The organism is Streptomyces sp. NPDC042371 (genome assembly GCF_056437465.1).
Window position 1 is genome coordinate 37,678 of record NZ_JBWKAP010000009.1, and the last position, 18,577, is coordinate 56,254.

Genomic DNA, 18,577 nt, shown 5'->3' on the forward strand with positions numbered 1-18,577 from the left:
GGGTACTTCGCTGATGGGCGTCTTCGTCTTCCTGCCGCTCGTGCTGCCGCTGACCGCGTGGCCGATCGCCCGCCTCGCCGAGCAGCACCTCCACCCGCGCACCGCGACCCGGCTGCTCACCGCCGTCGCCGGGGTGATGGCGCTGTGCAGCACGCTCTGTCTGGCCCTCCTGATGGTCGTCGGCACCGCCCAACTGCCGGGCAACCCGCTGCCCGACGGCTGGTCCGACCCCGAGGTGCGCGCGGCCGTCCCCTATGACGAGGTGGCCGGGAAGGTCGCGATCCCCGCGCTGCTCGTCGTGTGCGCCGCATGTGTGCGCACGCTCTGGCGGCATGCCCGAGTGCGCCGCCGGGGGCGCCGCGCCCTCGAAGGGCTGCCCGGCAGCTCCGTCGCCGTCCTCGCCGACGAGGCGTCGTACGCCTACGCCCTGCCCTCGCGCGGCGGCGGCCGTGTCGTGGTCACCACCGGGATGCTGGCCCGGCTCGCCGCCCCGGAGCGCCGCGCGCTCTTCGCCCACGAGCGGGCGCATCTGTCGGCGCGCCACCACCGGCATCTGATCGTCACGCAGCTCGCCGCCCGTGCCAACCCCTTCCTGCGGCCGCTGCGCACCTCCGTGGCCTACGCCGCGGAGCGCTGGGCCGACGAAGCGGCGGCCCGCGCGGTGCGCGACCGACGGGTTGTCGCCCGGGCGATCGGCAAGGCGGCGCTGGTCTCGCGAGGTGTGCCCGCGCCGACCCTCGCGGGTCTGGCGGCGCCCGGGCCGGTGCCGCGCCGCGTCGCCGCGCTCCTCGCCCCGGCCCCGTCGGCCGCGACCCGGCCCTCCGTGTTCACGGGGGTGGGGCTCGCCCTGTGGTCCGCCGCGTTCGGCACCGCCGTGTCCGCGATGTCCTCGGCGAACTCCGCCGTCACGATGGTCCTGATCCTGCGGGCGGCCACGCCGCTCTGAACGGCAGCGGTGTTTGCCGCGAACGGACCGGCCCGAGGGGCCCGGGCCGGTCCGGCTGCGCTGCTAGAGGTCGAACTCGTGCGGCGGCAGGTCGAGCGCGAAGCACGCCTCGCGCACGACGGCCTGCTCGTCCTTGTCGAAGTCGCCGTCGGCGCCGCCGATGACGATGCCGATCTGGATCACCGCGCGGGCCTCGGCGGGCTTCTTCTTCGCCTTGGCGACTTCCTGGAGCACGCTCACCTTGCCGAACGCGAAGTCCGCGGTCAGCTTGTCCACGTACTCGTCGAAGCGGCGGCGGAGGTCGTCCGCGGGGAAGTTCTGCAGCACCTCGTTCGAGCCGATCAGCTGCGCGACGCGCTGGCGCTCGGACGGGTCGACGGTGCCGTCGGCGGCCGCCACCAGGGCGCACATCGCCATGCTCGCGTCGCGGAAGGCTCCGCTCTTCAGGTCGTTCTTCTTCGCCATCAACTGCGTCTGCATCGTCGATGCGGATTCCTTGACGCGGTCCCACAGAGCCATGGGGAACTCCATAAACGTATCGATGTATCAGGGGTGTTGGACGAGTCCCCGGTACGCTGCGCGCAGGTCCGGGTCCCCGACAGTTTCTACAGCAGAGTAGAAACTAGCAGTCGGATCGAGAAGTTCCCGCCCAGCGGAAGGTGCGCGTGATGACTCCGACGGCACAAGAACTCATGCGGAGCACGGCTGCCCGCCTCGCCCCCGACCCGGACAAGAACCCGCTCGTGCCCCGCATCGCCGACGGCCGGGCGGCGACGCGGACCATTGCCCTCCTCGCGCTGGAGCAGCGGCACGTGATCCCCTCGGACCGGCGCTCCTTCCTGCATCTGGCCCGCCGGGCGGACGAGGCGAAGGACCTGGAGTCGGCCGCCTTCTTCGACACCCTCGCCGACGGCGAGAGCCTCGCGAGGGAGCGGCTGAACCCGCTGTTCGAGGCCTGTGGAGTGAGCACGCCCGAGGCGTCGACGTACGAACCGCAGCCGGGCTGCCAGGCCTATCCGGCGTACGTGTCCTGGCTCGCCCTGAACGGAGAACCGGCCGACGTCGTCCTCGCGCTCACCGCCAACTTCGCCGCCTGGGGCAGCTGTTGCGCCACCGTCGCCCGCGGGCTGCGCGACCACTACGGCTTCGACGACGAGGCGTGCGGCTTCTTCGACCTGTTCGCGGAGCCCGCGCCGGACGTCGACCGGCAGGCCCTCGCCGCGGTGCGGGCGGGCCTTGAGCGGGGCCGCGTGACGGCGGCCCATCTGCGCTTCGGCCGACTGCTGGGGCACTACGAGGAGATGTTCTGGTCGACTCTCGCCGGGCGTGACGGGGGCCGCTGACTCACTCAGCTTCCGTCTCGCCCAGCTCCGCCAACCGCGCCGCCAGGCCACGGATCAGCGCGTCGAGCCCCGCGTCGAAGGCCTGGTCCGCGCGTGCCGACTTGCTGCCGTCGTGTGCGGCGCGCAGTGCCGCGGCGAGGACGGGCACCCGAGGGGCGTGATCCGAGGGGGCGATCATCAGCGGCGGCGCGACGAGGTCGAGCGCCGAGCCGAGCAGGAAGGACTCCACGCTCGTCAGGACCGCCACCAGGTGCCGCTCCGGCCAGCCGCCGCGCGCCAGCGCCTCCACCACGGCCTCGTACATGGCGAGCGTCGCCGGAGAACTGATCGTCGTCGTGGCCAGCAGCTCGATGGCGTGCGGGTGGCGCGCGAACGCGTCGCGGTACGAACGCGCCCACGCGGCAAGGGCGTCGGGCCACGGCAGCACGGCGAACGCGGAGACGTCCATCTCCTCGACGACCAGCCGCCGCACCCCCTCGATGACGGCCGGGCGACCGTCCAAGTGGTTGTACAGGGAGGCGGTCCGTACGCCGAGGCGGTCGGCGAGCCGCGGCAGGCTGAACGCGTCCGTGCCGCCCGCATCGATCATCGCCAGCGCCTCGCGCGCGATCAGATCCGCGTTCAAAACCGGTCTGTGCGGCCGCCCTCTGCCCGTCACTTCATGCCCTCTTCCCAGATGCTTCCCCCGCAGAGTACGGTCCTGGCAGCCCGGACTAAAGGGTTTAGTTTTGGAGTACGCGCGTGACCGCACCCACCTCCTCGGGACCTGCCTCCTCCGATCCCCTCGCCACCCGACCCAGTTCCTCCGGACCCCCGTCGGCCCCCGCCGCCGACGCCCTCAGCGAAGGCGCCATCGGCACCGGCGACCTCGTGTTCTTCGTCGTGGCCGCCGCCGCGCCGCTCACCGTCATGGCGGGTGTGGCCCCGGTGGCCATCGGCATGGCGGGCGACGCGGCGCCGGTCGGCTATCTGCTCTCCGGGCTGCTGCTCGTGGTCTTCGCCGCGGGGTTCACGGCCATGAGCCGGTTCGTGCGCAACGCCGGTGCGTTCTACGCGTACATCGGGCGGGGACTGGGACGTGCGACGGGGGCGGGATCCGCGTACGTGGCCCTCTTCGCGTACAACGCGATCGAGGTCGGACTGCTCGCCGCCTTCGGGTGGTTCACCGAGTCCGGCTTCGAGGACCTCACCGGGGTGCGAGTGGCCTGGTGGATCTGGGCGTCGGCGGGCCTCGTCGCCATCGGCGTGCTCGGCTACCTCCGGGTCACGCTCAGCGCCAGGATCCTCGGCGTCGCGCTCGTCCTTGAAGTCCTCGTGCTGTTCGTCTTCGAGGCGGGCGTCCTCGCGCACGGGGGCGGCCCGCAGGGCCTCGACTTCGGCACGCTCTCACCCGCCCGGCTGGGGGAGCCGGGGGTGGGCGGCATGTTCGTCCTGACCATCGGGGCGTTCATCGGCTTCGAAGCGACCGCGATCTACGCGGAGGAGGCGCGGCGGCCCGAGCGGACGGTGCCCCGTGCCACCTACGTGGCGGTGGCGTTCCTCGCGCTCTTCTACACCTTCACCGTCTGGATGATCATCAACGCGTACGGATCCGACAAGGCCCAGGCCGTCGCCTCCGGGGACGGCGGCCCCGACATGGTGTTCGCCGCCACCGAACGGTTCGCGGGCGCCTGGGCCGCCGACTCCATGCACGTGCTGATCATCACCAGCGCCTTCGCCGCCACCCTGGCCTTCCACAACGGCGCCGCCCGCTACTTCTACGCCCTGGGCAGGGAAGGCCTGCTGCCCGCCCGCCTCGGCACGGTGTCGCCGAAGACGCGGGCACCGGCTGTCGCGGTGCTCACGCAGTCGGCCATCGCGCTCGCCGTGATCGTCGTGACGATGATCGGCGGTGCCGATCCGTACACCGTCACCTTCCTGTGGAGCAGCGGCTCCGGCATCCTCGGCGTCATCCTCATGCAGGCCCTCGCGGCGCTTGCCGTGTACGGGTTCTTCCGCCGCGACCGGCGCGGCATGCCGTCCTGGCGCGTGGTCGTCGCACCGCTGCTTGCCTGCGCGGGGCTCGCCGTCATGATCGTCCTGGTCTGCGCCGACCTCGACCTGCTCACCGGGGCGTCGAGCGGTGTGAACGCGGCCCTGATCGCACCGCTGCCGCTGCTGTTCGTGGTGGGGGTGGGAGTGGCGCTGCGGATCCGGCGGCGCGCCCCGGCGGCGTACGAGCGGCTGACGACGGTGGACGCGGAACGCGTCTGAACGACGACCCGCCCGAACGGCAACCTGAAGGAGAGAGCGACAGCATGACGGCGGCGACCCTCGTCTTCCTCGGCACGGTCCGCACCGGGAGCGCCACCCGCGCGGCCAGCGGGACCGGCGGGGCCAGTGAAATCGGTGGGCCCGGTGGCGACACCACCGCTCTCGCCGTGCGCGACGGCCGCGTCCTCGCGCTCGGCGACGAAGCCCGCGCCCTCGCCCCCACCGCCGACGAGGTCGTCGACGTCGGCGAGGGGTTGCTGATGGCCGCCTTCGGAGACGGGCACGCCCACCCGCTCTTCGGCGGCCTGGAGAGTTTCGGGCCGCAGATCAAGGAGCTGGACTCCGTCGACGCGATCGTCGCCGAAGTCGGACGGTGGGCGCAGCGGCACCCTGAGGCCAAGTGGGTCGTCGGCGCCTCCTACGACCCGGCGCTCGCGCCCGACGGCGAGTTCGACGCGCGCTGGCTGGACGCCGCGGTGCCCGACCGGCCCGTCGTCCTGCGCGCCCACGACTACCACACCGTGTGGTGCAACACCGAGGCGCTGCACAGGGCCGGGGTCACGGAGGCGACTCCGGAGCCGCGCCTCGGCTGGATCGTGCGGCGCGCGGACGGCAGCCCTCTCGGCACCCTGCGCGAATGGCACGCCTGCGACCTCGTGCTCGACCAGGTGCCGGTGCGCGAGGAGGACGAGCTGGTGGAGGCGGTCCGCCGCGCCGGGCACGCGTACGCGCGCGCGGGCATCACCTGGGTCCAGGACGCCTGGGTCGAACCGGAGATGGTGGGCGCCTATCTCGCGGCCGCCCGGCGCGGGGCCCTCGCCCTCCGCGTCGACCTGGCCCAGCGCGCCGACCCGGACCGCTGGCGCGGGCAGCTCGCGCCGTTCGCCGCGACCCGCGCGCGCGTGGCGGCCGACGGCGGGGAACTGCTCTCCGCGCGGACGGTGAAGTTCTTCAGCGACGGGGTCGTCGAGGGCGGCACGGCCGCCATGCTCGCCCCCTACCTGGACGCGCCGCACAGCTGCGGCATGCCGGTGTGGGAGCCGAGCGCCCTCGCCGAGGCCGTGCGGGCCTTCGACGCCGACGGCTTCCAGACGCACATCCACGCCATCGGGGACGCCGGGGTGCGCGCGGCGCTCGACGCCATCGAGTCCGCGGCCGCCGCCAACCCGGCCTGGGACCGGCGCCCGGTGATCACCCACGTCCAGATCGTCGACCCGGCCGATCTGCCGCGCTTCGCGGAGCTCGGTGTCATCGCCAACTTCGAGCCCCTGTGGGCACAGCCGGACCCGCTCCAGACCGAGCTGTCCATCCCGCGCATCGGCGCGGCGCGGGCCGCGCTGCAGTACCCCATGGGGGAGCTGGCGCGCAGGGGCGTGCGGCTGTCCTTCGGCAGCGACTGGCCGGTCAGCTCGCACGTACCGCTGGAGGGCATTCAAGTCGCCGTCACCAGGCGTACGTTCACGGGTGAGCCCGCCGACGGCTGGCTCCCGCACCAGCGGCTCACCGTCGACGAGGCGCTGACGGCCGCGACGACCGGTGTCGCCCACCAGGCGGGCGCCGACGACCGTCTGGCGCTGGCCCCTGGCGCACCCGCCGACTTGGTCCTGCTCTCCGCCGACCCGCGCGCGGCGGACCCGATGGAGATCCGCCACGCGCGCGTGCTGGGTACCTGGCTGGGCGGCTGGGCCACCTATCGGGTCACTGACAGGGGATGAGCGGCCCTGGCGTCAGCGCAGGACGATGGCCGTGGCGGCGATCCCGTCCCGCACGATCCACCGACCGGAGAACCCCTTGAGCTCGACGCCCTGCACGACCGGCCCCTCGACCAGCAGCCGCGCGGTGAACGTTCCGTCCGCGGCGAGCTCCACGTGTGCGTCCTCGAAGCCGAGCCAGCGTCCGGTGAGCGGGAACCACGTCTTGTAGACGGACTCCTTCGCGCTGAACAGCAACCGGTCCCAGGGAATGGTCGGCTGCCGGGAGCCGAGCGAGGCCAGCACGGCACGCTCCGTCTCGTCGGCGACCAGGTTCAGGACGTCCGGGTCGCGCAGCGGCTCGCCCGGCTCCGCGTCGATGCCGACGGAGATCACCTCGCCCGCGCGGGCCACGACCGCCGCGCGGTACCCGGCGCAGTGCGTCATGCTGCCGACGACGCCGTCCGGCCAGCCGGGAGCGCCGCGGTGCCCCGGCAGGATCGGCGCGGGCGGCACGCCGATCCGGGCCAGCGCGGTACGGGCGCAGTGCCGCACGGTGGTGAACTCGTTGCGCCGCTTGGCCACCGCGTTCGCGACCACCGCCTCCTCCGCCGGGAAGAGGACGGCGTCGACCGGGTCGTCGTGGGTCTCGACGACGGTGACGGGCACGCCGTCGAGCAGGGTTGCCAAGGGGCCCGCCGGATCGGGGACTTGGCGCGCGGGTATCGAAGGTGACGTCACGGGAGATCACGGTACCGGGTGCCCCGCGCAGGAGTGCGGGCTGTGGCCTACGCCACCGGCGGCACGCCCGGGTGCGGCTACCCTCCGACGAGCGCCTACGCTGGCGTGATGCAGGACGAGTACCGCACAGTGGCCCGCGAGGGCGTGCACGAGACCGAGATCAACCGCTCGCGCTTCCTGTGCGCCCTGGCACCCGCGGCCACCGAGCGGGAGGCCCAGGAATTCGTCGCACGCATCCGCAAGGAGCACCCGACCGCCAGCCACAACTGCTTCGCGTACGTGATCGGGGCCGATGCCGCCGTACAGAAGGCGAGCGACGACGGCGAGCCCGGCGGCACCGCGGGCGTCCCGATGCTGCAGATGCTGCTGCGCCGCGACATGCGCTACGTCGCCGCCGTCGTGACCCGCTACTACGGAGGGGTCAAGCTCGGCGCCGGTGGGCTCATCCGTGCCTACGGAGGATCGGTCGGCGAGGCGCTCGACGCCCTCGGCACCGTGACCCGCCGCCGCTTCCGCCTGGCCACCGTCACGGTCGACCACCAGCGCGCGGGCAAGGTCCAGAACGATCTGCGGGCGGCGGGCCGCGAGGTGCGCGACGTCCACTACGGGGACGTCGTCACGATCGAGATCGGGCTGCCCGACGCCGACGTGGACGCCTTCCGCGGCTGGCTTGCCGACGCCACCGCCGGAAGCGCCGCGTTCGAGCTCGGGGGAGAGGCGTACGGGGATGTCTGACGTACGGGGGTCCGGGGAAGCCGCACGGGTGTCCGGGGGAGTTACGGGAGTGGCCGCCCGTGATGTCCGACCCGCCCGATAGTCTCGGGAATCATGAGGCTGCTGCACACGTCCGACTGGCACCTGGGCCGCTCGTTCCACCGCGTGAACATGCTCGACGCCCAGGCCGCGTTCATCGGCCACCTGCTGGCGACCGTGCGCGAGCGCGAGGTGGACGCCGTCGTGGTGGCCGGGGACGTGTACGACAGGGCGGTGCCTCCGCTCGCGGCCGTCGAGCTGTTCGACGACGCCCTGCACCGCCTCGCGGACCTCGGCGTGCCGACGGTGATGATCTCCGGGAACCATGACTCGGCCCGCCGCCTGGGCGTCGGCGCGGGCCTCATCGACCGCGCGGGCATCCATCTGCGCACCGACCCGGCCGCCTGCGCGGAGCCGGTGATCCTCGGCGACGCCCACGGGGACGTGGCGTTCTACGGATTGCCGTACCTCGAACCCGCCCTGGTTAAGGACGAGTTCGCGGTCGACAAGGCCGGGCACGAGGCGGTCATCGGGGCCGCTATGGACCGCGTGCGGGCCGACCTCGCCACCCGTACACCGGGCACCCGCTCCGTCGTCCTCGCCCACGCTTTCGTCAGCGGTGGGGAGGCCAGCGACAGCGAGCGGGACATCACCGTGGGCGGGGTGGCGGCCGTGCCTGCCGGTGTCTTCGAAGGCGTGGACTACGCAGCCCTCGGCCACCTGCACGGCAGCCAGACCCTCGGCGACCGCGTGCGCTACTCGGGCTCGCCCCTGCCGTACTCCTTCTCGGAGGCCGACCACCGCAAGAGCATGTGGCTCGTCGACCTGGGACCCGAGGGGCACATCGAGGCCGAGCGGGTCGACTGCCCGGTGCCGCGCCCGCTCGCCCGCATCCGGGGCACCCTCGACGCCCTGCTCGACGACCCGGCCCTCGCCCGCCACGAGGACGCGTGGGTCGAGGCCACCCTGACCGACGCGGTGCGCCCCGACGACCCGATGGCCAGGCTCTGCGAGCGCTTCCCGCACACCCTCAGCCTCGTCTTCGCCCCCGACCGGGCCCCCGACGATCCGGACGTCTCGTACGCCCAGCGTCTCCAGGGCCGCAGCGACCAGCAGATCGCCGAGGACTTCGTGACCCACGTGCGCGGTGCGGGACCCGACGAGCAGGAACAGGAAGTGCTGCGTTCTGCGTTCGACGCGGTCCGCACCGACGCCACCGTGCGCGAGGTCGCCCGATGAGGCTGCACCGGCTCCGCATCACCGCCTTCGGGCCCTTCGGCACCACCCAGGACATCGACTTCGACGACCTCAGCGCCGCCGGACTCTTCCTGCTGCACGGCCCGACCGGCGCGGGCAAGACCTCCGTCCTGGACGCCGTCTGCTACGCGCTCTACGGCTCGGTGCCCGGCGCCCGGCAGGGCAGCGGCCAGGGCATGACGCTGCGCAGCGACCACGCGCAGCAGGGCACGCGCACGGAGGTGCGCCTCGAACTGACCGTCGCCGGACGCCGTCTGGAAGTCACCCGCCAGCCTCCGTGGGAGCGTCCCAAGAAGCGCGGCACGGGTACCACCACGGAGAAGGCACAGAGCTGGCTGCGCGAGTACGACGCCGGGGCGGCGCCGGAAGAGGGCGCGGACACCGGGGCGGGACCGGGCGTCTGGAAGGCCCTGAGCCGGTCCCACCAGGAGATCGGCGAGGAGATCTCCCAGCTCCTCGGCATGAGCAAGGAACAGTTCTGCCAGGTCGTGCTCCTGCCCCAGGGCGACTTCGCCCGATTCCTGCGCGCGGACGCCGAGGCACGCGGCAAGCTCCTCGGGCGGCTCTTCGACACGCGCAGGTTCGCCGCCGTGGAACAGCGGCTCGCCGAGCAGCGGCGCACCACCGAGACCGAGGTCAAGGAGGGCGACGCCGTGCTCCTCGCCGACGCGCACCGCATGCAGCAGGCCGCGGGCGACGGCGGACAGGAAGCCGAACTACCCCTGCCCGACCTGACGCCCGGCGACCCGGGCCTGGCGGACGCGGTCCTCACCTGGGCGGCCGTCGCCCGCGCGGGTGCCCGGGAACGCCTCACCGTCGCGCACTGTGCGCTCACGGCCGCCGAATCCGCCCAGGCCGCTGCGGAGCGCAGGCTCGGCGAGGTGCGCGAACTCGACCGGCTGCAGGACCGCTTCGCGGAGGCGCAGACACGCGCCGCGCAGCTCCACGCGCGCGTGGACGAACAGCGCGTTCTCGAAGAGCGCCTTGAAAGGGCCCGCAAGGCCGAGACGGTCGCGCCCGCGCTCGGCCTGCGCGACACCGCCGACACCGAGCACCGCCACGCCGCGGCAGCCGAGGCACGCGCGCGTGGCCGACTGCCCGAGACGTTCGCCTCCTCCGGCGCGGCGGGCCTCGCCGCCGCCGCGCGCACGGCCGCCGAGGAACTGGGCGGCCTCGCATCGGCCCGGCGCGCCGAGCGGCGGACCACCGAGATCGACACCGAACGTGCGGCACTCGACCGCCAAGAGCGCGCGGACGACGAGCTGCTCGAGGACGCGTCTGGCTGGCTCGACGGCTGGGACACGACCCGGGCCACGCTCCAGGAGCGCATCGAGTCCGCCCAGGAAGCCGCGGCCCGCGCCGAGCGCCTGGCGGGCCTGCTCGCACCCGCCGAGGCCCGCCTCGAAGCGGCCCGCCGCCGCGACCGGCTCGCCCGGGACGTCGCGGCGGCGCAGGAACACGCCCTCGCCGCCCGCGAGTCCGCCACCGCCGCCCACGAGCACTGGCTCGCCCTCAAGGAGCAGCGCCTCACCGGCATCGCCGCCGAACTGGCGGCCCACCTGAGTGACGGCGAGCCGTGCGCGGTGTGCGGAGCCACGGAGCACCCCGACCCGGCGCGAAAGATCGCCGGACACGTGGACCGCCACGCCGAGGAGGTGGCGCTGGCCGCCCACCGCCGCGCGGACGAGTCCCGCACGACCGCCGAGAGCGCCCTCGGGGACGTCCGGGAATCCCTGGCCGCGGCGAAGGCCGCCGCGCGGGGCGGCCCCGTGCTGGACCCGGACGACACCAACGCCACCGGCACGGAATCAGGCGCGGGCGCACCCACCTCCGAAGACCCCACCACCGACGAACTCGCCGCGTCCGTCGACGCGTTGCGGCACGCGTACACCGAGGCGCGCGACCGTGCCTCCGGGCTGCACGCCGCCCGGGAGGCCCTGGCGCAGGCCGAGCGCGAGTACGACCGCAGGCTCGCCCAGCAGCAGGAGGCCGCGCGACGCGCCGCTTCGAGGGCCACCTTGCGCGACGCCCTCGTGCGCGAACAGGACGCCCTCGACGCGGAGTTGCTCCGCGCGCGGGGCACCACCGGCAGCGTCGCCGCCCGCGCCGCCCAGCTGGAGCGGCAGACCGAGCTGCTCACCGAGGCGGCGGACGCCGCCCGCGCCGCGGACGACACCGCCGAACGCCTCAAGGACGCCGACGCGCGACTCGCCGACGCGGCCTTCCGCGCCGGGTTCGACACGCCGACGGCCGCCGCGGCCGCCCTCCTCGACGACGCCAGGTACCGCGAGGTCCAGCACCGCATCGACGCCTGGCGGAACGACGAGGCCGCCGTGCGCTCCGTCCTCGCCGAACCGGACACGGCCGCCGCCGCCCAGCAGCCGACCGCCGACCTCTGGGCTGCCCGGGACGACGCCGAGGCCGCCGCCCGGCGCCTGAGGGACGCGGCATCCGCGCGGGACGCCGCCGCGGGCCGCTGCACCGAACTCGACCGGCTCTCCGCGCGGACGACGGCCGGGACGCGCAGGCTCGCGCCGTTGCGTGCCGCGTACGACCGGGTGGCCCGCATGGCCGGTCTCGCCGCGGGCACCTCGGCGGACAACGAACGCAGGATGCGCCTGGAGTCGTACGTCCTCGCGGCCCGGCTTGAGCAGGTGGCCGCGGCCGCGACCGTCCGGCTGCAGCGCATGTCGTCCGGGCGCTACACCCTGGTGCACTCCGACGACCGCGCGGGGCGCGGCCGTTCGGGCCTCGGGCTGCACGTGGTCGACGCCTGGACGGGGCGCGAGCGCGACACGGCGACCCTGTCCGGCGGCGAGACGTTCTTCGCCTCCCTCGCCCTGGCGCTGGGGCTCGCCGACGTGGTCACTGACGAGGCGGGCGGCGTCCGGCTGGACACGCTCTTCATCGACGAGGGGTTCGGCAGCCTCGACGACCAGACGCTCGACGAGGTCCTCGACGTGCTCGACTCGCTCCGCGAGCGGGACCGCAGCGTCGGCATCGTCAGCCACGTCGCGGACCTGCGACGGCGGGTGCACGCACAGCTCGAGGTCGTGAAGGGGCGGGACGGTTCGGTCGTACGCCAGCGGGGCGGGGCCTGAGGAGATCGTTTGCCCGGAACCGCTTGCTGTGCAGGCAAGTTGGTGTGACAAGCTGTCGCCAGCCGCTCGCGGGCCGGGTGGCCGTGGCGGTCGTCGAAAGGGGCGAAGCGTGGGACAGGACGGCGGCTTCCGTGCCGAGGAGATCGACACCAGCAGGCCGCATCCGGCCCGGATCTACGACTACCTGCTGGGCGGCAAGGACAACTACGAGGTGGACCGCAAGGCCGGGGACGAACTCGCCGCGGCCGCGCCCGAGGTGCGCATCGGCGTGCAGGCCAACCGCGACTTCATGCGGCGGGCCGTCCGCCACGTCGTGGGCGAGGGCGTCCGTCAGATCCTCGACATCGGCACCGGGCTGCCCACCCCTCCGAACGTGCACGAGACCGCCCACGAGCTGGCGCCGGACGTGCGCGTCGCCTACGTGGACAACGACCCGATCGTGAACACGCACGCCGGAGCGCTGCTCAGCGGCTCCGGCACGACCAGCACCGTCCTCGCCGACCTGCGCGACCCGCGGGCGATCATCGACCACCCCGACGTCCGCCGCGTCATCGACTTCGACGAGCCGGTCGCCCTGTTCCTCGTGGCGATCGTCCACTTCCTCACCGAGGCGGAGGAGCCCGAGCGGATCGTCGCCACCCTGCGCGACGCGTTGCCCGCCGGAAGCTTCCTCGTCCTCTCGCACGCCACGAGCGACTTCGCCGACCGCCGCGACGCCGAGGCCGTGTACAACCAGGCCACCGCCACCCTGAACCTGCGGCCCAAGGCCGAGGTCATGCGGTTCTTCGACGGCTTCGAGCTGGAGGAGCCCGGCCTGGCCCAGGTGCCGTTCTGGCGTCCGGACGCCCCGTCACCCGCGGGGTCCGACGCGATCGGCATCTACGGCGGCGTGGCACGCAAGTCCGGCTGAACCCACTGGCCGGTCAGCGGCCCAGCGGCCTTCGCGGCAGCGGCGAGGAGTACACGATGCTCGTCGTGACCGACCCCAGCGCGCCGATCTTGCCCGCCACCTCTTCGAGGTGCTGCATCGAGCGCGCGGCGACCTTGATGACGAAGCAGTCGTCGCCGGTGACGTGGTGCGCCTCGAGGATCTCCGGAGTGGCGTCGACCAGGTCGTGGAACGGCTTGTAGTTGCCGTTGGGGTAGCGCAGGCGCACGAACGCGAGGATGGGCAGACCGAGCCGCTCCGGGTCCACCACCGCCCCATACCCCTGGATGACACCGGCCTCCTCCAGGCGCCGCACCCGCTCGGTCACGGCGCTCGCGGACATCGAGACGGCGCGCGCCAGCTCGGCGTAGCTGGCGCGGCCCTCCCGCTGGAGGACATCGAGGATGCGCCAGTCGGTGGCGTCCGTGGAATAACCGGTCATGGCCGAGAGGTAACAGGGAAATCCCCGGCCGATCAAGAGGGATGCCGGGGATTGGTCCCACTCGTCCGCAAAGGTCCGGGGAGCGGACCTGTGCCGCCCCCGCGCGGTGAGGGCGCGGGGGCGGCACAGCTCCGCGGAACGCCGCCGCACACGGCGCGCTGTCAGACGCCCGCGATGCTCTGGATCCAGGAGCGGTACGCCGTCACGTTCGTGTACGCGGTCGTGGTCTGGCGGTCACTGGTGGAGGCGACGCCGACCTGCGCGCCGTTGGCATTCATGGGGCCGCCGGAGTCGCCGCCCGCGGTGATGCCGTTGCCGCGCCGGGCACAGATGGCCTGGCCCTGGTAGGCGTCGCGGCAGCCGCCGGTCACGACGACGTCGGCGACCTTCAGGAACTGGGACTGGCAGTTGATCTCCTGGCCGCACTGGGACGTCGCTCCCCAGCCGTACACCTGCACGGTCTGACCCACCGTCACCGAGCCCGGGGAGCCGAGGCGCGAGTAGGTGCCCGGCACGGAGCGGTCCAGCTTGACCAGGGCCAGGTCGGCGGAGGGGTGGGTGCTGACGCTGGTGCCGTTGGCCGTGGTGCCGCCGGACGTCTGGTCGAGGCTGCCGATGCGGAACGACAGGCCGCCGCCGCTGACGCAGTGCTTGGCGGTGAGGATCCAGGTCGGGGCGATGATCGTGGAGCTGCAGGTCTGCCGGCCGTTGGAGAAGAGCCTGGCCGCCCAGGGCGCGTTGCTGGCGTAGCCGCCGCCGATGATCGGCCGGGGGCTCTGGGTGGATGCCACGGCGGGCGTTTCCGCGCGCGTCGCGCTCTGGGCCACTGCGGTGGGGGCGAGCCCCAGAACAGCGAGGGCGGTGGCCGCGAGCGCGGGGACGAGTCTGGATATTCGCACGTTCGTCTCCATTGTGTGGGGATGAAACGTCCTTGATGAGGACGAGACCGCATAGGTATGCAGTCGCAGTGCACGCTGAGAAGGCGGGTATCTTCTGTCGCGTACATGCCATCTCTGGCGGAAGAGAATCTGGCAGAGGAGTTGTGGGCGGCGCAAGGGTGCCGACCGTGCCTTCTGTGCGGTTGTCGCGGCCGTGGGTGAGCTTGCGGAGCAGTGCATGATCAAGCCGAATCCTGGTCCGGACCATTCTCGGCGGAAGGTGCGTACTCCTGGCAACGCCCTTTCACGACAACCCTGTTGGCTTCGCCTGCGCGGCCCGCAGGGGAAGGGGGTGGTCGAACCGTGATGCGCCGGGGATTCGACGGTGAGCCCGGGAGGATGCCGGGGATCACCGCTTCAGAGTTCCGGTCGCCACCCGTAGATTTTTGGCCATGAACCACACGAACGTGCAGCTCAGCGCCCCTTCCTCCGCTCAGTCCCACACCGCTGCGGCGCCGCCCGCAGCCGGAAATGCGGTCCTGCGGATTCCGCCCGCGTCCCCGGCCGCGGCCGCCGCGTACTTCGGCGCGAGCCTCGCCTTCCACGCCGACGTGTCCGACGTGGCCTCGGCGCTCGCCGAGGACGGCGACCCGGGCTTCGCCGTCATCGACACCCGCTCCACCGCCTCCTGGGACCAGGGACACGTACCCGGCGCCGTCCACCTGCCGACCGCCCTCATCCCCGAGCAGGCGGAGCTGCTCCTCGACAGGTCGGTGCCGGTCGTCACCTACTGCTGGGGCCCCGGCTGCAACGGCGCGACCCGCGCGGCGCTCGCCCTCGCCCAACTGGGCTTCCAGGTCAAGGAGATGCTCGGCGGCTTCGAGTACTGGGCGCGCGAGGGATTCGAGTTCGAGACGTGGGAGGGCCGCGAGCGGCGCGACCCCGACGCGCTCACCGCTCCGGTCGGCGCCGAGGACTGCGGCTGCTGACCGGCAGGACCGGCAGGCCGCAAGAAATCACGTGCGCGACGGAGTCCCGGCGTCCACCATGGTCAGTCATGCCGCACTTGCCGCCGCCCACACCCGCCCAACTCCGCCGTGACCCGCTCCCGTTGCGCGGCCGGACCGCCCTCGTCACCGGAGCCAGCCGACGCGGGGGCATCGGATATGCCGTAGCCCGACGGCTCGCCGCGTACGGCGCCGGGGTCTACCTGCACCATCACATCCCGCACGATGCCGCGATGCCCTGGGGCGCCGACCGGACGGAGGACGTCGTCGCCGGAGTGCGCGAGGCGCTCGGCGACCCGGACGCACCGGTCGTCGCCGGGCCCGGCGACCTCACGGAGCCCTCGGCGCCCGCCGATCTGATCGGGACGGCCGCCGAAGCGCTCGGCGGCCGCCTCGACATCCTCGTCGCCAACCATGCGCTGAGCGGCAGCGACGGATCGCTCGACGAGATCGACGCGGCCATGCTCGACGCGCACTGGGCGGTCGACACCCGCTCGGTGATCCTCCTCGTCCAGGCGTACGCACGGCTGCGCACGCAGTTGCCGCACCGCACCCCGGGCGGCCGCGTCGTGATGATGACGTCGGGGCAGGACATCGCGGGCGGCATGCCGGACGAGATCGCGTACGGCTTGCAGAAGGGCGCCCTGGCCTCGGCGACCCGCTCGCTCTCCACCGCACTGGCCGACCTCGCCGTCACGGTGAACTGCATCAACCCCGGCCCCGTGGACACGGATTACCTCCATGGCGAGGCCTACGCGGAGGTCGAGTCCCGTTTCCCGGCGGGCCGCTGGGGCATGCCGGACGACCCGGCCCGCCTCATCGCGTGGCTCGCCACGGACGAGGCGGAGTGGATCACCGGTCAGGTCATCGACTCGGAAGGCGGCTGCCGCCGCTGAAGCCCGGGCTCAGATGAAGCCCGGGGCTCAGAGCCCGGACAACTCCTCCACCAGGTCGTCCAGGCCCAGGGGCCCCTGCGACAGCGCGGCCATGTGCCACGCCTTGGCGTCGAACGCGGCACCGTGCCGCCGCCGCGCGTTCTCCCGGCCGAGCAGCCAGGCACGCTCACCCAGCTTGTAGCCGATGGCCTGGCCCGGGATGGTGAGGTAGCGGGTCATCTCGCTCGTCACGTAGTCCGTGGGGCGGCTGCAGTGCGCGTCGTAGAACTCCTGGGCGAGGTCCGGCGTCCAGCGCTCACCGGGACGGAAGGGGGAGTCCGCCGGGATCTCCAGCTCCAGGTGCATCCCGATGTCGACGATGACCCGCAGCGCGCGCATCATCTGCGCGTCGAGATAGCCGAGCCTGCGCTCCGGGTCGGTGAGGAAGCCGAGCTCGTCCATCAGCCGCTCCGCGTACAGCGCCCAGCCCTCGGCGTTGGCGCTGACGATGCCTACGGTCGCCTGGTAGCGGGAGAGGTCCTCCGCGACGTGCGCCCACTGGGCGAGCTGGAGGTGATGGCCGGGCACGCCCTCGTGGTACCAGGTCGAGACGAGGTCGTAGACCGGGAAGCGGGTCTCGCCCATCGTCGGCAGCCAGGTGCGGCCCGGCCGCGAGAAGTCCTCGGACGGGCCCGTGTAGTAGGGGGCCGCCGCGCCGCCGGGCGGGGCGATGTGGGACTCCACCTTCCGCACCCGCTCGGCGAGTTCGAAGTGGGTGCCGTCCAGGGCGTCGATCGCCTCGTCCATCAGCTCCTGCAGCCAGACCCGGACCTCGTCCACGCCCTCGATGTGCGCACCGTGCTCGTCCAGGTGGGCGAGCGCCACCCACGGCGTGGCCGCGCCGGGCAGGATCTTCTCGGCCTCGGTCTTCATCTCGGCGAGCAGCCGGTGGAACTCCGACCAGCCGTACGCGTACGCCTCGTCGAGGTCCAGGTCCGTGCCGTTGCACTCGCGGGACAGGCGGGCGTAGCGCTCGCGGCCCACGATGTCCGGGGCGCCCTCGATCGCGGGTGCGTAGACGTCCCGCATCCAGTCGCGCAGCGCCACGACCGACGCGCTGGCCGCGCGGGCCGCGGTGTCCAGATCGGTGCGCAGCGCGTCAGGACCCGCGGACGCGAAGTCCTCGAACCAGCCGCGCCCGCTCGGGGCGTCGCCGCTTTCCCCCGCCCACTCGGTGAGCTGTCCGATGAAGGTGTCCGTGGGGCGCGGCGGCCCGAACAGCTTCCGCTCCAGGCCCAGTTCGAGCGAGGCCCGATACCCCTCGAGCGCGGTCGGCACGGCGCGCAGCCGCTCGGCGATCGCGGCCCAGTCGTCCTCCGTCTCCATGGGGGACAGGTTGAAGATCTCCCGCACCTGGTGCGGCATCGTGTGCAGATTGCCGACCGATCGCAGCCCCTCGTCGGCCTCGTGCACGGCCAGCTGCGCGGTGAGCCGCTCCCGCAGCAGCCGTCCGCAGCGGCGTTCGGACTCGCTGTCCGCGCCGGGCCTGCGCTCCGCCTCGTCCAGCCGGGCCAGAGTCGTGCGCGCCAGCCGGGCGATGGCCTCCTGGCCCTCGGGGGAGGTGTCGGGGAGCTTGCTGCTGCTCTCCGCGATGCCGAGGTAGGTGCCCGTGATGGGGTCGAGGGCGATGAGCTCGTCGACGTAGGCGTCGGCGACGGCGCGGGGCAGGGGGCCGGTGTTCGGATGCGGGTTCTCGGTGACTGACATGCGGACATCCTCGTACGCGGGACCGCTGCGCGTCACCATGATTCACTCGGTGGATCCTGCGCCGGGTCGGCTGCGGCGTCGGGCGGCAGCAGCGGGCCGCACGCCCACTGCTGGAAGATCAACCGGGTCTCGACGCGCGCCACTTCGCGCCGTGCCGTGAACTCGTCGAGGACGAGCCGCTGCAGGTCCGCGGGCCCGGCCACCGCCACGTGCACGAGGAAGTCCTCTGGGCCCGTGAGGTGGAAGAGGGACAACGACTCGGGCAGGGCCCTGACGCGCTCCACGAAGGGGCCCACAAGATCCCTGCGGTGCGGCCTGACCTGCACGGAGAGGAGCGCTTCGACCCCGCGGCCGAGCTTCGCAGGGTCCAGGCGCAGCTCGTGTCCGAGAATCACCCCGGAACGCCGCAGCCGGGTCACCCGGTCGAGACACGTGGAGGGCGCGACCCCGACGTGCGCCGCCAGGTCCCGATAAGTGGTCCGGGCATCGTTCTGCAGCACGCGCAATATGTGGAGGTCCACCGGGTCCAGTGCGACAGAATCGGCCATCGGCCGAACGTAGCACGGGGTTCGGGCCCATGGCCCCGGGTGTTGTT

General features: G+C 73.1%; 17 protein-coding genes. 10 read left to right on the forward strand and 7 right to left on the reverse strand.

Going from position 1 to position 18,577, the window contains the following annotated elements; genetic code table 11:
- Positions 1 to 13 precede the first annotated feature (13 nt).
- Positions 14 to 946: a M48 family metalloprotease gene (locus AC068B_RS26865; RefSeq protein WP_478674208.1), complete on the forward strand. Its 933-nt coding sequence runs from the start codon at positions 14 to 16 to the stop codon at positions 944 to 946.
- 63 nt (positions 947 to 1,009) lie between these two features.
- Here AC068B_RS26865 and AC068B_RS26870 read toward each other — a convergent pair whose 3' ends face one another.
- Positions 1,010 to 1,465, reverse strand: coding sequence for a tellurite resistance TerB family protein (locus AC068B_RS26870; protein ID WP_356252661.1), 456 nt, complete (start codon positions 1,463 to 1,465; stop codon positions 1,010 to 1,012).
- A gap of 149 nt (positions 1,466 to 1,614) precedes the next feature.
- On the opposite strand from AC068B_RS26870, the gene AC068B_RS26875 reads away from it, so the two are divergent.
- Positions 1,615 to 2,289, forward strand: coding sequence for a thiaminase II/PqqC family protein (locus AC068B_RS26875; protein ID WP_478674209.1), 675 nt, complete (start codon positions 1,615 to 1,617; stop codon positions 2,287 to 2,289).
- 1 nt (position 2,290) lies between these two features.
- On the opposite strand, the gene AC068B_RS26880 is transcribed toward AC068B_RS26875, so the two are convergent.
- Complete coding sequence (locus AC068B_RS26880) at positions 2,291 to 2,914, reverse strand: TetR/AcrR family transcriptional regulator (protein WP_478674210.1); 624 nt, start codon at positions 2,912 to 2,914, stop codon at positions 2,291 to 2,293.
- 116 nt (positions 2,915 to 3,030) lie between these two features.
- Between AC068B_RS26880 and AC068B_RS26885 the strand changes: the two genes are divergently transcribed.
- Positions 3,031 to 4,542: an APC family permease gene (locus AC068B_RS26885; protein ID WP_478674211.1), complete on the forward strand. Its 1,512-nt coding sequence runs from the start codon at positions 3,031 to 3,033 to the stop codon at positions 4,540 to 4,542.
- Positions 4,543 to 4,586: 44 nt separating this feature from the next.
- Positions 4,587 to 6,257: an amidohydrolase gene (locus tag AC068B_RS26890; RefSeq protein WP_478674212.1), complete on the forward strand. Its 1,671-nt coding sequence runs from the start codon at positions 4,587 to 4,589 to the stop codon at positions 6,255 to 6,257.
- Between the two features lie 12 nt (positions 6,258 to 6,269).
- Here AC068B_RS26890 and AC068B_RS26895 read toward each other — a convergent pair whose 3' ends face one another.
- Entirely contained in the window at positions 6,270 to 6,923 is a 654-nt protein-coding gene (locus tag AC068B_RS26895; RefSeq protein ID WP_478674478.1) for a 4'-phosphopantetheinyl transferase family protein, read from the reverse strand.
- Between the two features lie 159 nt (positions 6,924 to 7,082).
- On the opposite strand from AC068B_RS26895, the gene AC068B_RS26900 reads away from it, so the two are divergent.
- The 4 genes from AC068B_RS26900 (at position 7,083) to AC068B_RS26915 (ending at position 12,995) form a co-directional block, all read left to right on the forward strand.
- The gene (locus tag AC068B_RS26900) at positions 7,083 to 7,709 is read left to right on the forward strand and encodes a YigZ family protein (RefSeq protein WP_478674213.1); all 627 of its coding nucleotides are present in this window, start codon (positions 7,083 to 7,085) and stop codon (positions 7,707 to 7,709) included.
- Between the two features lie 93 nt (positions 7,710 to 7,802).
- On the forward strand, positions 7,803 to 8,966 hold the full coding sequence (locus AC068B_RS26905) for an exonuclease SbcCD subunit D (RefSeq protein ID WP_478674214.1): 1,164 nt from the start codon (positions 7,803 to 7,805) through the stop codon (positions 8,964 to 8,966).
- Positions 8,963 to 12,085, forward strand: a complete 3,123-nt coding sequence (locus AC068B_RS26910; RefSeq protein WP_478674215.1) for an AAA family ATPase — start codon at positions 8,963 to 8,965, stop codon at positions 12,083 to 12,085. Before AC068B_RS26905 ends, AC068B_RS26910 begins: the two co-directional genes overlap by 4 nt.
- Positions 12,086 to 12,194: 109 nt before the next feature.
- Positions 12,195 to 12,995: an SAM-dependent methyltransferase gene (locus AC068B_RS26915; RefSeq protein WP_478674216.1), complete on the forward strand. Its 801-nt coding sequence runs from the start codon at positions 12,195 to 12,197 to the stop codon at positions 12,993 to 12,995.
- Between the two features lie 13 nt (positions 12,996 to 13,008).
- On the opposite strand, the gene AC068B_RS26920 is transcribed toward AC068B_RS26915, so the two are convergent.
- Both AC068B_RS26920 and AC068B_RS26925 read right to left on the reverse strand, forming a co-directional pair.
- A complete protein-coding gene (locus AC068B_RS26920; protein ID WP_356252636.1) occupies positions 13,009 to 13,455 on the reverse strand; it encodes an Lrp/AsnC family transcriptional regulator in 447 nt (148 codons plus the stop codon).
- Between the two features lie 161 nt (positions 13,456 to 13,616).
- Positions 13,617 to 14,354, reverse strand: coding sequence for a S1 family peptidase (locus AC068B_RS26925; protein WP_478674217.1), 738 nt, complete (start codon positions 14,352 to 14,354; stop codon positions 13,617 to 13,619).
- A gap of 431 nt (positions 14,355 to 14,785) precedes the next feature.
- Here AC068B_RS26925 and AC068B_RS26930 point away from each other — a divergent pair, with 431 nt between their 5' ends.
- Both AC068B_RS26930 and AC068B_RS26935 read left to right on the forward strand, forming a co-directional pair.
- Entirely contained in the window at positions 14,786 to 15,322 is a 537-nt protein-coding gene (locus tag AC068B_RS26930; RefSeq protein ID WP_478674218.1) for a rhodanese-like domain-containing protein, read from the forward strand.
- A gap of 68 nt (positions 15,323 to 15,390) precedes the next feature.
- Positions 15,391 to 16,236, forward strand: a complete 846-nt coding sequence (locus AC068B_RS26935) for an SDR family oxidoreductase (RefSeq protein ID WP_478674219.1) — start codon at positions 15,391 to 15,393, stop codon at positions 16,234 to 16,236.
- 27 nt (positions 16,237 to 16,263) lie between these two features.
- Here AC068B_RS26935 and AC068B_RS26940 read toward each other — a convergent pair whose 3' ends face one another.
- Together AC068B_RS26940 and AC068B_RS26945 are read right to left on the reverse strand one after the other, a co-directional pair.
- Positions 16,264 to 17,982: a DUF885 domain-containing protein gene (locus AC068B_RS26940; protein WP_478674220.1), complete on the reverse strand. Its 1,719-nt coding sequence runs from the start codon at positions 17,980 to 17,982 to the stop codon at positions 16,264 to 16,266.
- 32 nt (positions 17,983 to 18,014) lie between these two features.
- Positions 18,015 to 18,530, reverse strand: a complete 516-nt coding sequence (locus AC068B_RS26945; RefSeq protein WP_468566879.1) for an Lrp/AsnC family transcriptional regulator — start codon at positions 18,528 to 18,530, stop codon at positions 18,015 to 18,017.
- Positions 18,531 to 18,577: the final 47 nt, after the last annotated feature.

Coding starts and splice junctions, on each gene's coding strand:
- AC068B_RS26865 (WP_478674208.1), top strand. CDS start 14: ATGGGCGTCTTCGTCTTCCTGCCGCTCGTGCTGCCGCTGACCGCGTGG.
- AC068B_RS26870 (WP_356252661.1), bottom strand. CDS start 1,465: ATGGCTCTGTGGGACCGCGTCAAGGAATCCGCATCGACGATGCAGACG.
- AC068B_RS26875 (WP_478674209.1), top strand. CDS start 1,615: ATGACTCCGACGGCACAAGAACTCATGCGGAGCACGGCTGCCCGCCTC.
- AC068B_RS26890 (WP_478674212.1), top strand. CDS start 4,587: ATGACGGCGGCGACCCTCGTCTTCCTCGGCACGGTCCGCACCGGGAGC.
- AC068B_RS26900 (WP_478674213.1), top strand. CDS start 7,083: ATGCAGGACGAGTACCGCACAGTGGCCCGCGAGGGCGTGCACGAGACC.
- AC068B_RS26905 (WP_478674214.1), top strand. CDS start 7,803: ATGAGGCTGCTGCACACGTCCGACTGGCACCTGGGCCGCTCGTTCCAC.
- AC068B_RS26910 (WP_478674215.1), top strand. CDS start 8,963: ATGAGGCTGCACCGGCTCCGCATCACCGCCTTCGGGCCCTTCGGCACC.
- AC068B_RS26920 (WP_356252636.1), bottom strand. CDS start 13,455: ATGACCGGTTATTCCACGGACGCCACCGACTGGCGCATCCTCGATGTC.
- AC068B_RS26930 (WP_478674218.1), top strand. CDS start 14,786: ATGAACCACACGAACGTGCAGCTCAGCGCCCCTTCCTCCGCTCAGTCC.
- AC068B_RS26935 (WP_478674219.1), top strand. CDS start 15,391: ATGCCGCACTTGCCGCCGCCCACACCCGCCCAACTCCGCCGTGACCCG.
- AC068B_RS26940 (WP_478674220.1), bottom strand. CDS start 17,982: ATGTCAGTCACCGAGAACCCGCATCCGAACACCGGCCCCCTGCCCCGC.
- AC068B_RS26945 (WP_468566879.1), bottom strand. CDS start 18,530: ATGGCCGATTCTGTCGCACTGGACCCGGTGGACCTCCACATATTGCGC.